Source organism: Bacteroides sp. 3_1_23 (assembly GCF_000162555.1).
GTDB lineage: Bacteria > Bacteroidota > Bacteroidia > Bacteroidales > Bacteroidaceae > Bacteroides > Bacteroides ovatus.
In genome coordinates, this window is the sequence record NZ_GG774961.1 from 1 (window position 1) to 14735 (window position 14735).

The window sequence follows — 14735 nt, forward strand, 5'->3', positions numbered from 1 at the left end:
ATTAATAGGAAATGCTATTTGTGTATTTGGAGCTTTAATGATAGGTGCAAAAAACATTTTACAGAAGAGCTTTTTACCCTCATTATGGTAGGCATAATAGGAACGATAGTTAGTTTATTAGTCTACTTTTTTATAATGGTGATAATAGAAATATCACTAAATCTCAAAATTAGAATTTATAATTTAGCACAGAAATAAAACAATAGAAGTTTGTAAATTAATAAATAAATTGCTATCTTAGCAGTCGAAAAAGAAACAGGCTCTTTCCAGTTAACACCAACTAGAAAGAGCTTTTTTATTAACTAATTAAAATGCATATAGACGGTAGCTATAACTAAAAATTATAATAATAATTTGTGGTGTCGGTATCGTCTAAGTGCCATTTTTTGATTTAGATATTTTTGCAATGGCAAGCTATTATCTACCAAAGTCGGAATATCTTCGGATAAACAGGAGTATAAAACTCCCGGCTTGAATTTTATTGAAAATTCATGGGTTCCGGGAGCGTGTATCACGGCGATTGCGTCTGTCAAACTGCCGGAGATTTTATCTCCTGATGTATCAGACATACCCTGTCCACGATGAACTTTGAATGTTTGGCTCTTGTCTGACAAGTAAACTGAAACTATAATATTAGCATTGGGCAAAGCTATAAGTGAGAACGGATTTATAGAATTGTCCGGAGTTTTTATTTCGAAATAATACTCGACAATATCCTTTAGTTCAAAACAGGGATATTTAATCTCTATTTTTTCTTCATCTTCAAATATGACCTTGCCCTTTACCATGTTATTTTGTTATTATATGTAGTACCGAAAAGCCAATACCCATTGTCATCATGCGTTCTTTCCTGTTGGTTAGAAGTTGTTGCGTCCAGTCGAGCAACCCACCGTCGCCAATCTCAATCACATTCTCGCCTACTACTATTTTTGCTTTTATCCGAAAGCCATAGTAATAGTTATTTTCATAGTCGGGTTCGACAACCGATACTTTTATATGGTCGCTGTTTTTCTGAACATATGATATTGACTCTGTAATTAATGGGCTTTGACCGTCATACCCTTTGCATGGGATAATCTCGAAGTATATATGTTCAAAGCTGTAACTTCGTAAAACGTCATACGATGCTGTCAGGTGTTTAAGTAGTTCCTCTTTTTCAAAATTAAAACTCCCTGTATCTTTACCACAGGAAATCAGGCAAATAACTGAAAAATGAGGAGTGAAATTAGGATTGTCAAATACCTGTGTTCGAATAATCCGTGAAATATTACTGTAGTTGTAGGTTCGGCTATCTAATCCGCCTTTTTTCTTTAATGAAGCATAATGCAAGGCTGTTGCATTGGTTGGGTCTGCCTGCATTTCTGTATTTCTTAAAGCTGTCAACACTTTCTTTTGGTCTACGGTAGCAACAACACTACTCGTTCCCAACTGTGCGGCAGGAGAATGTTCTATCGGTTCAAATCCTCTGCTGGCTAATACTTTATAGCACGTCAATTCTTGTTCTTTGTACCTTAAAACATCTATATTGGCAGGTTTGACAAGTTTATTCCCCTCGTATTTATTTAATAAAGACGAGGGCGTTTCTTGCTGGATGCGCCTGTTAAAAACCTCCAATAAAATAGTGTTCAGTTCCGACCCACTTAATTCATCGGATAGTATCTTAACTATATCCGGTAAATCCAATTTGCTGATAATATGTTCACCTATATCTTTTTTCATGTCTTTCTAATACTGTATAAATGTTCATCAATTATTTTCCCCTCTTTTATTACTGAGGATTTAATAACAGCCTCTTTTTCAAAACCCACTTTTTCTAGATTTGAATTGTTTTTTATGAGTTAAATTAAAGTATCTCAAATAGAACCGTAAAATTCCAGATACTTGCTAACATTGGATTGTACATATTCCGTATTGTGATGTCCCGGAAACAGGTAATTTTGAGTATTTACTCCTTTTTTCTTTAGCATATTGTGAAGAATGGAGCCCCCTTCATAAAACCTGCCCTCATCCTTTTCTCCTGCATCAAGATAAACCTTCATTTCAGAAGAAATATCATTGTGCTTTGCAATATATAGCGGGTCATACTTTTCCCAATCATTCATATCTCTGTAAAAGGATTTATATTCATCTTCGAGTTCGAGCAGTAATGCAGGCATGTGTCCTCCAACTTTCGAAAACTTATCCTGATGCCTGAATGCATTGTGTAAAGCGGTATATCCTCCTGCGGAAGCACCACCGATGTATCTGCCTTTCCTGTCATTTATGGTTTTGAACGTTTTATCTATGAAAGGTATTATCTCATCTATAAAGTAGTCTTCATATCTCCCTAAATGTATCGTTCTATGAGATTTTACAGGGTCAGGGATTTCCTTACAGACTATGGACGAGTTTACGCCACGGCTGTTTTCCATTCTCGGACATACAATTATCATCGGCTCTATTTTCCCTGTTTCTATCAATTTATCTGCTGTTGTATGTATATCAATTTCAAACATTATATTTTCATCACCCCTTCTTTGGTGTAAAAAGTATAACACAGGAAGTGAATCGAGATGATTATAGGTTGTGGGTAAATACACTAGCATTGACATCTCTTTTTCAAGGATGTTACTATATAAATCTACTTTTTCTACTTTCAATTTAATCATTGTCCTTATTAAAACTTACTTTTTTCGTAATTATAGGGAATGCTTGTTCCCACAAGTACATCTTCGATTTTCTCGATAATCAACCAATCATCCATATTTCCTTGATGTTCAAAATCAAGTGCAGGTTCAATCTTCTCCAAGCCGGAAAACTCTACCAATATCAGGCATTTCTTATGCCAGCGTTCCTTTTGTTTGTCTGTCAGGTCGAGTTTAGGGTTATTTAGTTTTTCGATAATCTCCGAATCGGTAAGTTTGGTATAGTTGTCTACATGGGTTACCATGGCTTTAGCAGAGATTTTCTTCGAATCTTTCTGCATGAAGTAGAGTATTTCACCTTCGTTTACCCGGCTGTGGGGGATTTTTCTTCCTGCCGCTCCACGAACGATCATTATTTTACTGCCATTCATTATTTTATCTAATGCTTTGGCTTTATCGTCACAATAAACTAAGTGTACCATTTTATTCAAGTATAATTATTTTTTTTATTTTCTCTGTTTATGAACCGTTATATATAGCCCTGTTACTCGTACTTCTTATTTTCTTCTATTAGTTCTTCACTCCATTGTTCCGGAGCCAATGGTGAAAAAAGTTCTATTAAATTATCTTCAGGATCACGCAAAAGTACCGTGCGGCTCCCCCAATCAGCCATATCGGTAGGTTCGTTAACAAATATCACACCCTTTTCTTTCAATGCTCTATAAGTATCATCAACATTATCCACACTGAATGCCACAAGTGATTTCTCCCGATATCCTACAGGCAATTCTTTATCTGCGTTGCCTACAGACGGAGCCATCCAATCGGATACAAAAAGAGCAAATCCTTCTATTCCGTCTGCTACCTTAAAATAGGCATACCCACTGTTCTCGTCACCCCAAGCCGGTTCCAGACCTAGTTGCTCGGAATAAAACTTAAAACACTTAGCAAAATCTTTAACTAATAATCTTACGTTACTAAATTTCATTGTTTTATAATTTTTATAGTTATTAATATTCTTTCGTCAGCAATTTTATAACCGACTATTCCTGTTGACCTCGTAATGATTACCTTCATGTTCTTACACTGTGTGATTCACTGACGTTTTAATTTTGAAAGTTTATATAACATACTGTAATAGCATCCTCAATCGTATAAGGATACGGAAACGCATCCCGTAGGTTTACAGCGATTGCGTGATTATTAGCTAATCTCTGTATTGCTTCAGTAGAAGTTAGGTTTATATTTTGTAATCGTATCATTTTAATATACTTATTGTTCTTTGCAAAGGTAACTCCATATATCAAATCAAAGAGTGTAAAAATGAATCAATTTTATCAATAAAATTCTTGTTTGATTCACATTCTTTCAATTATCTGCATTTCCAATCCTTTTAATTTATGGGATAGGGCTTCCATATCCTGACTTATTTTCTCTTTGGTTATCTTGGCATAGATTTGGGTTGTTTTAATATTGGTATGCCCCATCATTCGGCTAACGGTTTCTATCGGAACTCCCTGTGAGATAGTCAATAAAGTTCCGAAAGTATGCCTACTGACATGGTAGGTCAGCCGTGTTTTAATCCCGCATTGCTTGCCTATCTTTTTTAATATGGCATTACAAGTACCATTACCCGGTACAGGGAAAATTCTTGGTTATGTTTGGCAAAGAGGGTTAAAAATGTATCTTGCTTTACTCCTAACCCTAAATAAGCGTTCTTTACCTTATCAGCCGTAACAAAGCCGTCCGTTTGCATTACTTCCTAATAGTGGCGGTTAATATCGACACGGATTTTATCCAAAGCGAGGTTGGTTTTTACCGCTAATGTACTTTTACCTGTCAGCCTTCCGGCTTTGGTATCCCAAAGGTTGGGCGATATATTCATCTTACAACTGAACTGGCTGATTGTTCCGTCAATCGTGATTCTTCCCATTACTGGAACTGTTCCGTTGGGTTTGGGGTTGTTCTTTTTGAGATAGAACAAAATTTTAAAGGTACTTCTCATCTTACTCAAAGTTTACAGATTACAAAATTAGTTTACTTTGAGTTACAAGAGGTTACGCAACTTAACGCAAGAAGCAGACAATTAGCGACTTATAGCCGATTTGCATTTTTACCGTTGGTAATGATGTGGTAACCTAACTTTGTCTTACCTTTGTCTATCGGTGGCTTTTGCCGTCCAGAAGAAAAGCCAAACAAAGAGCGTTTCCCGCACATTATCAGGCGGTTGTCCTCGTTTGGCTGAAACTTGCTTTTTTATCAGACTTTTATTTTATACGTCCACCGGATTATTCCATTACGGTCACACAGGCTTTTTCAGTTAATGTGACCTTCAACTTAGAATCATCTTTCTCGGGAATCCAAAACATACGCCGGCACTCTCCCTTTTGAAGTTGTACACTAACATTTTGACCTGTTAAATATTCTGTATCAATATGACATTCTTCAACATTCACAGACCAATCATTCATCCTATTTAAATTCAAATGCAGATTATTGATATTTCCACTTTGGAATTCCACATTTCTACCACCCCTAATGACACTCAAAGCTCTAAAATCACAAGAATCTACCATGATAGAATTAGGAGTATCGATGGAAATGGAATCCTTTGTCAGTTTTTTGAGAGCTATCTTCTGCATATAAATATCATTTATAACACATTCCACTTTGGATGTCAAATTCAGTTGCATATCTCCTGTAATCATTCCCACATATTTAGACTCTTTAAACTCTTGTGGAAAATCAATCAGAGAATAGTCCAAAACGATCTTCAATGTATCTCCCATAACAGTCATTTTCAGATATTCATTTACTTTCTCTGAACAAGAGAACGTATTCTTCTCTCCTTTTGAAGGCAAAACTCCCAAGAGAGAATTTGCCAGCCAAATACCACGTTCTTCCGTATTCATCTCTGTTTGAGTCATCCAGATCACCCGACAAGTCGGCAGTTCTTGGACTAGCTGTTCTCCTTGCAGGTTTATTTGATTGGAAAAGTATGGTTTCCCCAGACAATACATCACAAACATTCCGCCTACCAGCATGCAAAATCCGGCTACAAAAAGCCCTATTAATATATAAGTTGTACGTTTCATAATATTTGTTTTACTTTTCTTTTTTACAAAATTCCCGATACATATCGGTTATCTCTTTGATAGGAATATCCAACGTCTTGATCTGCCTGAAAAAATAATCCAATTCCTCCTTCAAAAAAAATATCCTTTCGCAAAGAATGAATCAATTCCCTTGCACCGGTAGCGACAAAATAACCAATGCCGCGTTTATTATAAATAATATTCTGTGACTGGAGATAATCGAATGAACGCATCACTGTATTGGCATTTACTTCCACAATAGCAGCATATTCTCTGACAGACGGGATGCGTTCCTCTTCCCCCAATTGCCCCAGAAGTATCTCATCACAAATCCTATCAGCGATCTGCAAATAAATAGCTTTACTTTCTTTAAAATTCATAGGCTAAATTATTACATGCGTTGAATTATTTCGGACTCCTTAAAACGGAAATAGGCAAGCGTACAATTTACTAATGCAAAAAGCACAAAGGCAATGGATGCCAAGGTAAAAGCTTGTTGCTCCGTTATAGAAGAAAAAATATAGCTACAATCCCTATTGTTGCTTCCATTAAATAACATATTCCCCACCACTATTCCTACCACTACATAAATCAGAACAATAATGGTAACAGTAACAAAAGTCTTGAGAAATGAATTCTTTGGCCAGACAGAACTACCTAGTACGAACAATGACCGTATAAAGCAATAAATAGAAAGGACAAATATCAACTCATACATTTCATTGAATAAAAACCACCGTTTCCCGCTGCCTACTAAATATCCCAGATTGACAGGAAGTATCGCCCCTTTTGCATCCGGATAAATAAGCGAATAAATCGATACCCGTGTATAATCAGCCAATTTAAAAGCAATCAGAAAAACAACTAAAAATACGATGGTTGATACCAGCCAACGAGAAAAAAACTTCTCAAAAGGAGTGGCCGGCACCATTAATGCAGAGAGCCGACTAGTCTTATTCTTCATCTTTTCCATCAGCAACGATGCACTCAAACACCCGAAAGCGAATAGAAAACATAAAAAAGATATCAGTATAAACTCCCAGGCAGGATCAGCATTTGCATGACGAATAAAATAAGCCGTATTGTGATACCTATATTTAAAATATCCGTTCCAAACCATTACCACTGCCATCACTCCATACATCAACACCATACGAAGCACATTCGATCTCCAATTCTCCACCATCTCCTTACGGCAGAGATTTATAAAACGAGGCAAACTGAAAAAAGTATCTTTTATCATCGTCTTTTATTTTTGAGTGTGAAACAATCGGGCTATCTCTCCAGGAGCAGCCAGCGTAGCATTAAAAAGAAGTTCCAGGTTTAATTCCGATTCTTCCTGTTCTTCGTTAGGAAGGATCAGGTAGTTACCCTGAATAGTAGGAATTGCAAAAAGCGCACTTTTGGCCAATTCCCGATCATCACTCTCCACAAAGAAAAGTTTGTCACAAATACTACTTGTCGATTCATCCAGCAACACACGGCTGTCATCCATAATCAACACATGATCGAGCACTTTGTCGATGTCACGAACCTGATGCGTGGAAATCACAATCGTCTTATCATCCGACATACCCGATGCTATAAACTTACGGAACTGACTTTTGCCTGGAATATCCAGCCCGTTGGTCGGTTCATCCATCAACAAAAGAGAGGTATTCGTAGCAAGCGCAAAACTCATGAACACTTTCTTTTTCTGCCCCATAGAAAGCGATCCGAGATCAATATCTATATCCATCTCAAAATAATGGAGATATTTAATCATCTCTTCCTTACTGAAACGAGGATAAAAAGGACTGTTTAACTCAATATAGCTGACCAAAGAAACCGAAGGCAACTCAAATTCTTCGGGAACTAAAAACATATCCTGCAAAGTAACCGGCAACCGACGGCGTACATCTGTATCGTGAAACATCACTTTGCCGTTTTTAGGAGTCAACAAGCCGGACATCAGATAGAGAAGAGTAGATTTTCCCGCACCATTCTTTCCCAACAGTCCATATACCCTGCCGGATTCGAACGAAAGCGAAAAATCACGTAGTACCGCACGCTTCGATTTACGATAAGTAAATGAAAGATTTTCTACTGTAATCATAGTATTTCTGTTTAATGAATAATGATCTTTAGGTGTATTAGTGTAATAGTACACCACAAAAGTAGGTAATCTTTTGAATATTCCAATAGAAAAGGAGAAAAAAGTGCAAAAAAAGGAGGAGCTAAGATCACTCTCCACTCCTCCTGTCACGACAAACAACTAAAATTATTCACTATTTGATGCCATCCAATGCCCTTTTAGCAGTAGCATTAGCGGGGTCTATAGCCAGAATTTTACTCCAGTATTCTATGGATTTATCTTTATTAGCCTTTGCTTCGGCTTTCAATGCCGGATTTTCGATAGCTAACAAATAGTAATATCCAAGATAACTGTAGCATTCAACCAAAGCTGAATTGTAATGAGGATCGTTTTTGCTTTCCAATAAAGCGGCTACTTCCTCATAGAAAGGTTTCGCAAGTCCTTGAGTTGTTTCAGGGTCAAGTGCAGAATTGGCACGTGCTCTCCAGAAGTTACCCAAATAGCTGTCCGGCGCTGCTTCCGCAATTGCATGGAAAACAGAATCGGCGGACATTAACGCCTGCTTGCGTTCTTCAACAGTGATTGCTAATGAATCAGGTTGCGTACCAGCACCGTAATAAAGTCTACCAAACTGGAACTGTAAGTCCGGAGTCTGTTTTTCCTTATCAAGAGATGCATAATATTTCTGGTAAGCACTGATTGCTTTTTTATAATCATTCTTCTGTTCGTAAGCAGAAGAGATATTCTTATATAAATCCGTCTTCGTCGGATCCATCTTTACCGCTTTCTCATATTGTACTACTGCATCATCATATTTTTTCAGACTCTCCAACAGATGTCCATAATACATATAATCCAAATACGAATAATCGGCTTTTTCACATTCATTGAAGAAGATATCCGCTGCCTTTATCGCTTCGTCGAAACGCTTCAAGTCAGTATAGTTATACATTGCCAAACGGTTGAACGCAGCATGATGGGCATTCTTTTGCAATCCCATATTAGCCACTTCGAGCGATTTCTCAAAATCATGGTTCAAAAATAAAGCAAACGCATACTTCACCAAATCTTCTTCCGTAGCAGTCGGCCCCATTGCAAAATTCGCATAAGCTCCTGCCGCTTTACTAAAATCATTTTTCAAATAATAAATCTCGGCTAGTTTTTTGTCTACGGCTGTGTTGGACGGTTCCAGGTCTTTCAATTGATTCAGCTTCTCAATGGCAAGATTTGCATTGGCTGATTTATAAATATCTGCATATTTCAGATAAGCTTCCGTACATTTCGGATCAAAATAAATCGCCTCCTCATATTTTTGAGAAGCAAGACCCGCATTTTTCTGTTTCACGGCAATATCTCCTTCCAATACAGAAGCAAGTGACGATTTACCATTCGCTTTTCGGGCAAGAGCTGCATACTCCTGCGCTTCGGGAATCTTGTCAGCATTCAGATATGCATCTCCGATAGCTACCAGCAATTCCACATTCTTTTTATTCTTTCCTTTAATCAGATGTTCGGCATCTTCAGCAGCCTGTGCCGGATTCGTCTGAATAGTTTCTTTCAATTTGGCGACTTCCGCCTGCCACTCGGCATCGGTTGATTGCGCGCAGAGCGACCCTACTGCTATAAACGCTCCAGCTAAAAACATTTGTACTCGTTTCATGATAGTCTCTAATTTTAGTTATTATTCGTCTTTCACATGGACAATACGCACCGGCTGTGTAGCCGGAACGAGTCCGGATTTTAATATAATCCGCTGCCCCTTGTCGGATGTCATAAAAGAAGCAAATCCCCAAGGCAGCCCACTACGGGGATCATTCAGTAATGCATAAATAGAACGTGCCAACGGATAGTTTCCATAAAACAAATAAGCCTGATAAGGTTTATAACTGTTTGCAGGAGTTGCTACATCCTCCGCACTCACTGACATCACTCTGATCTCTTCACGAAAAGAAAGATTGGTTGTATCACTGCGGTTCCCCAACCAGTTTACTCCAACAACTCCCATAGCGTCGGGATTATTCGCTACATAATCTATCACCTGCTGGTTGGTTTTCAAGGCACTGACGTTACCTTCAGCCAACTCTTTTCCACCACAGATTGAGTCCATTGCAAAACGTACGGTACTGGAGTTCTTATTATCGAACACTACCTGAATCCCTTTCAAACGGGAATTCGGATTAACCTCTTTCCAGTTTTTCACCTCACCGGTAAGGATGCGGCGGAAATCACGTACACTCAACAAAGAATCCGGATTAGCACGATTCACGATCAATGCCAGACCATCCGTAGCCAATTTTATCTCGCGAGGGAAAAACTTACGGCTGTGGAATGAATTCATTTCTTCCTTAGTCAGTGTCCGGGTTGCAATAGCCAACCGGACACTGTCTTTCAGAAGTAAATTTATCGCTTCCACTTCAGTTGTGTAGCGAGGGACAATCCCGGCCAAAGGGTACAGACTTTCAAACACCTCTATCTCTTCTTGTATGATAGGTTCGAAACTCTCATCCGCTGCGATAGATACCACACCGGAAGAATAAGTATCCGTCGGTCCTTTCGATTTTGAGTTACAAGCACTCAAAACCACCAACGCTACCAGTCCTATCAGCCTAAATTGTCTCTTCATCATCTTTTATTGTAATCTAAACATTACCGGAACGGTGAACTTCACACGTACCGATTTTCCATTCTGCTTACCAGGGAGCCATTTCGGCATGCTTTTTACCACACGAACAGCTTCCTTATCCAGATAAGGGTCTACACCACGAGCCACATGTACGTCAGAAATAGAACCATCACGTTCAACAACGAACTGTATGATAACGCGACCTTGTGTTCCATTCTCCTGTGCAATAGTCGGATATTTGATATTCTTACCCAGATAAGCCATCAATTCAGTCTGTCCACCAGGGAAAGTCGGCATTTGTTCTACCATATCGAAAACCTTTTCCGGTTCCGGTGCAGCCTGTGTTACCACCTGCTTAAGGTCTGCGATATCTTTACCATTAGCCTCGTCATTACCTTTTACGTCGGCAATAGAGATGGATACTTTGGTAGCATTCAAATCTTCCTGGCTCTTGATTTCATTGTCTTCATGCACTTCTTCATCTTTCTTGATGACAGGAGCTGTAAACTTGATAGAACTCTTCAATGCAGGGGGAGGAGGTGCAACCGGTTCTACGCGTTTCATCTCTTCCTGTTTGATTTCAGGTTCTTCCAATTTTGACAGAGTAGTTACTTCTGTCATCACTTCTTTCTGCTCCGGAGTTGCCAACTTAAGCAGTGTAGGGATACTAAATCCAACCGCTGCTATGACCACTACAATCAACATAGCGACATTATGTCGTTTTGTTGAATTGGCACGCATTCTATATGCGCCGTATGCTTGGTTTTTGCCTTCAAAAATCAGTTGACACCATTCCGAAGAAGCTAAATCTAATTTTGCCATTTTACTTTTCTTTTTTAGGTGTTACATCAATTATCGGCCAAGTTTTGTGACAATTCACCTTTCGCATCATAATTCTTAATCAAGAATTCATCAGCTTCAGCAATATCTGTTATCACATATTTACCAATATTACATATCTGCATTTCGTCCAGCGCGTCAATCAGATTCATATAAGAAGCATCATCGGTAGCTTTGATAATCACGGTCGGTGTATCCTTTCCGCTCTTTATCTTAGAAACCTGCTTCTTAAATTCGTCATCCGTGATCTTAAGATCAAGTTTTTGCTGCTTCAATTCTCTTACTTTATTGACAGCAACAGCATTCTTCTGAAGAAGTACGGCACGCAGTCCATCTGCACCGTAGCTAGTTTCTTTCAACGAGGTATAATCCTTATAGTTAGGTTCTCCCTCGTAATAATAGAGTTTGTTATCAGCTCCCAGCAATAACGTAATTGCTTGTGAAGCCTTCACCATACTCTTTTGGTTTTCAGTTATATCTTTGTCATTACTCGGCATGCTTATCTCCATCGTCTGAGGTTTGCTCAGTGTGGTACAAAGCATAAAGAAAGTAATCAGCAACATGTTCATGTCCACCATCGGTGTAAAGTCCACCCGGACAGTCATTTTCTTTTGCTTGCTCTTTCCTCTTTTTCCGCCGCTCTCTTGTACTTCAGCACTCATTGTATTTCCTCCTTTTTAATTTTCAGATTCTGCCTTGAGAGAAGTAATCAGATTGTACCGATTTTCCCGCAAATCCTGAAGTGAGTTCATAACGTTCTTTATCACTGAGTATGGAGTTGTAGCGTCTGCCTTGATAGCAATACGTAGATCAGCGTTAGCGGCACGTGCATTACGTACCCACGATTTAAACTGATTGTCAACACTATCGCATGGAATACCTTCATTCTTTAGGATCTTATCCCGTTGATCTTCCGGGAGATCAAGATATTTCTGCATACTTCTGATAGGTACTCCAAAAGTAGAAGACAAGATAAATCTCTTCTCCTGTTCCGGAGTAAACTTAATGCCATACTCTTCACCCATGCTCTCCAATACAGCCTGCATATCCTGCTGCTTGTCGAGGCTCATAAATATTTTTCCTTCCGGATCAACCAGAATCTGGAGTACATTCGTCTCCGGAATCTTGATTTCCGATACGGAAGCCGGAGTGGTAACTTGTACTGGTTCTTTCTTCACAAATGTTGAAGTCAACATAAAGAAAGTCAGAAGCAATACAGTAACGTCACTCATAGCTGTCATATCTATGAACGTACTTTTCTTTTTAATTTGCGCTCTACCCATGATTAATAATAGATTTTATAAGGGTTCGCAGAATTAGTGAGTAGCAGCAAAAGTTTGCACGATAGAGAATCCGACTTCGTCGAGTCCGTAAGTCAATTTATCGATTTTGTTAGTGTAATAGTTGTAAGAAATAACAGCCAATGCACCAGTCAAGATACCGAAAGCAGTATTAATCAAAGCTTCAGAGATACCTTGTGACAAAGCCATAGAGTCAGCACCACCACCAGCAGACAAAGCAGCAAATGAACGGATCATACCGATTACAGTACCAAGCAATCCCATCAATGTACCCAGAGTGGTGATGGTAGCGATGATCGGAAGATTTTGTTGCATCATCGGCATTTCCAAAGCAGTAGCTTCTTCAAGTTCTTTCTGGATAGCCAACAGCTTCTGTTCTTTAGGAAGAGATGTGTTCTTTTCCATTTCTTCATACTTACGCAAAGTAGAAGTTACTACGTTAGCAACAGATCCACGTTGTTTGTCACAGATTTCCTGTGCTTTCTTCATGTCACCGGCAGCTAAAGCGTCTTTGATGTTAGCTACAAACTTAGACAATGAACCTTTACCGAAAGCAGAACGAAGAGCGAAATAACGTTCGATGCTCAAAGCAAGTACGGTTAACAACAATGTCTGGATAATAGGTACGATGATACCACCTTTGTAAATAGTACCCAACATGTTCAACGGGTGATTGTTCGGGTCATTGTTCATAAAGTTGGACGGGTTACCTAATAGGAATTGGAAGATACATACAGCTATTACTAAACAGCAGATGATTACGATACCGGCATTTTTTATACCTACAACTTGAGTTTTTTTAGTAGTTTCCATAATAAGTTTTTTGTTAAGAAATTAATTTTAGTTATTTAGGAAGTAAAAATTTCGATTAGGCACACTGCGCTACAGACCCTGCAACTTTTAAAAGGAAAAAGTCACACAGTTCATACAGAGTACGAAAAAAACGGATAATAGGGGGAAATAAACTAAATAAGGATATGTCTTAGAGCGAACACATAGTAATCGCTACACGTAATGGAGTAATGTGGATCCTTATCCGAATAAAAAGATTTACTTTGATCTAATACTAAAGAATTCTCTCTTAACACGAGAAACTTATGCATAACGTCTTTCAATGAGTCATTGATTTCAATGATTCTACGCAGGCGATAATTATTAGAGTTTGATTCAGTTACTAATTTAAATCCTAATTCTACATCAGAAATAGTTAATGACTGCGAGTTATCATAACTAACCGACTGATTATCTACAGAAGAATTACGATTAACATCAGAAGACGATTCTGATAATTGACAAGAGGCCTCATAGTTTGAAGCATAAGCCGAAAAATTCATAGCATTTCCACCCATGCTAAAAGATAGCATCAGCAGAACAAAAGCTAATATGAATTTCGGCGAAAGTTTCATTGTATTTTTAGTTGTTTAAAGCGTTCGTTATAGATTCGGCGACAAATGTAGCAATAAAATGTACACGAGTATCATTGTTCACATCATTTAAGCATAAAAATTTGTCTCTACTATAAAAACAAGTTGCAATGTGTTTTGTTCTAGGGAACATTCTTTTAATTTGTTAAAAAAAGCATCTCTATTGAAGAAACTATTATGCGGTTTGTACCTGCTAAAAAGGGCGGTATAAATACCAAAGTACCAAAACACAGAAAGTCCCTTGACTCAAAATGAATCAAGGGGCTTCTTAAAAACGGCGGCTACCTACTCTCCCACTGTTACGCAGTACCATCGGCGTGACGAGGCTTAACTTCTCTGTTCGGAATGGGAAGAGGTGGAACCCTCGTGCTATAACCACCTGAATAAGGTTATGACATGATGAAAAGTAAAATCATAGTGTATAGCAAGCTAAACGTATATACCCAACCGGTACATGTCCGAAAGAAAGTGAACGGGCAATTAGTAATGCTCGGCTTTGATGTTACCACCTTTACACCTGCATCCTATCAACGTCATCGTCTTTGACGACCCTAAGAAATCTAATCTTGTGGCTGGCTTCGTACTTAGATGCTTTCAGCACTTATCCAATCCCGACTTAGATACCCAGCAATGCACCTGGCGGCACAACTGGTAAACCAGCGGTCAGTCCAACACGGTCCTCTCGTACTAGTGTCAGAGCCACGCAAATTTCATACGCCCACGATAGATAGAGACCGAACTGTCTCACGACGTT

The 14735-nt window shown here is 38.6% G+C and carries 15 protein-coding genes, 2 rRNA genes and 2 pseudogenes; all 19 read right to left on the bottom strand.

The window, feature by feature from the left end; all coding sequences use genetic code 11:
* Positions 1-341 precede the first annotated feature (341 nt).
* Positions 342-788, bottom strand: a complete 447-nt coding sequence (locus HMPREF9010_RS00155) for a DUF6597 domain-containing transcriptional factor (protein ID WP_008652005.1) — start codon at positions 786-788, stop codon at positions 342-344.
* A gap of 1 nt (position 789) precedes the next feature.
* Positions 790-1719, bottom strand: coding sequence for a hypothetical protein (locus HMPREF9010_RS00150; RefSeq protein ID WP_004306923.1), 930 nt, complete (start codon positions 1717-1719; stop codon positions 790-792).
* 134 nt (positions 1720-1853) lie between these two features.
* Positions 1854-2648: an alpha/beta hydrolase gene (locus HMPREF9010_RS00145; protein WP_004306922.1), complete on the bottom strand. Its 795-nt coding sequence runs from the start codon at positions 2646-2648 to the stop codon at positions 1854-1856.
* An 8-nt stretch (positions 2649-2656) separates the two neighbouring features.
* On the bottom strand, positions 2657-3106 hold the full coding sequence (locus HMPREF9010_RS00140) for a hypothetical protein (protein WP_032853010.1): 450 nt from the start codon (positions 3104-3106) through the stop codon (positions 2657-2659).
* A gap of 62 nt (positions 3107-3168) precedes the next feature.
* Positions 3169-3612, bottom strand: coding sequence for a VOC family protein (locus HMPREF9010_RS00135; protein WP_004306920.1), 444 nt, complete (start codon positions 3610-3612; stop codon positions 3169-3171).
* Positions 3613-3982: 370 nt separating this feature from the next.
* A pseudogene (locus HMPREF9010_RS25060) lies at positions 3983-4629 on the bottom strand (tyrosine-type recombinase/integrase).
* 283 nt (positions 4630-4912) lie between these two features.
* Entirely contained in the window at positions 4913-5719 is an 807-nt protein-coding gene (locus tag HMPREF9010_RS00130) for a hypothetical protein (RefSeq protein ID WP_008652011.1), read from the bottom strand.
* A 10-nt stretch (positions 5720-5729) separates the two neighbouring features.
* A pseudogene (locus HMPREF9010_RS00125) lies at positions 5730-6099 on the bottom strand (GntR family transcriptional regulator).
* Between the two features lie 11 nt (positions 6100-6110).
* On the bottom strand, positions 6111-6962 hold the full coding sequence (locus HMPREF9010_RS00120) for a hypothetical protein (RefSeq protein ID WP_008652015.1): 852 nt from the start codon (positions 6960-6962) through the stop codon (positions 6111-6113).
* A gap of 6 nt (positions 6963-6968) precedes the next feature.
* Positions 6969-7814 (bottom strand): ATP-binding cassette domain-containing protein, encoded by an 846-nt coding sequence (locus HMPREF9010_RS00115; protein ID WP_004327120.1) that lies wholly within the window; start codon positions 7812-7814, stop codon positions 6969-6971.
* A gap of 172 nt (positions 7815-7986) precedes the next feature.
* Positions 7987-9453 (bottom strand): tetratricopeptide repeat protein, encoded by a 1467-nt coding sequence (locus HMPREF9010_RS00110; protein ID WP_008652018.1) that lies wholly within the window; start codon positions 9451-9453, stop codon positions 7987-7989.
* Between the two features lie 21 nt (positions 9454-9474).
* Positions 9475-10419, bottom strand: a complete 945-nt coding sequence (locus HMPREF9010_RS00105; RefSeq protein WP_004296284.1) for a PstS family phosphate ABC transporter substrate-binding protein — start codon at positions 10417-10419, stop codon at positions 9475-9477.
* A 3-nt stretch (positions 10420-10422) separates the two neighbouring features.
* Positions 10423-11238, bottom strand: coding sequence for an energy transducer TonB (locus tag HMPREF9010_RS00100; protein ID WP_008652020.1), 816 nt, complete (start codon positions 11236-11238; stop codon positions 10423-10425).
* A gap of 26 nt (positions 11239-11264) precedes the next feature.
* Entirely contained in the window at positions 11265-11918 is a 654-nt protein-coding gene (locus tag HMPREF9010_RS00095; protein WP_008652022.1) for an ExbD/TolR family protein, read from the bottom strand.
* A gap of 15 nt (positions 11919-11933) precedes the next feature.
* The gene (locus tag HMPREF9010_RS00090) at positions 11934-12539 is read right to left on the bottom strand and encodes an ExbD/TolR family protein (RefSeq protein WP_004311924.1); all 606 of its coding nucleotides are present in this window, start codon (positions 12537-12539) and stop codon (positions 11934-11936) included.
* Between the two features lie 33 nt (positions 12540-12572).
* Positions 12573-13370: a MotA/TolQ/ExbB proton channel family protein gene (locus HMPREF9010_RS00085; protein ID WP_004306909.1), complete on the bottom strand. Its 798-nt coding sequence runs from the start codon at positions 13368-13370 to the stop codon at positions 12573-12575.
* Positions 13371-13522: 152 nt separating this feature from the next.
* Positions 13523-13963 carry a hypothetical protein gene (locus HMPREF9010_RS00080; protein ID WP_004306908.1) on the bottom strand — a complete coding sequence of 147 codons (441 nt, stop codon included), beginning with the start codon at positions 13961-13963 and terminating at the stop codon, positions 13523-13525.
* A gap of 290 nt (positions 13964-14253) precedes the next feature.
* Positions 14254-14364, bottom strand: a 5S ribosomal RNA gene (rrf, locus tag HMPREF9010_RS00075).
* Positions 14365-14441: 77 nt separating this feature from the next.
* Positions 14442-14735: ribosomal RNA gene (locus HMPREF9010_RS0124925) — 23S ribosomal RNA — on the bottom strand; the annotation flags it as partial.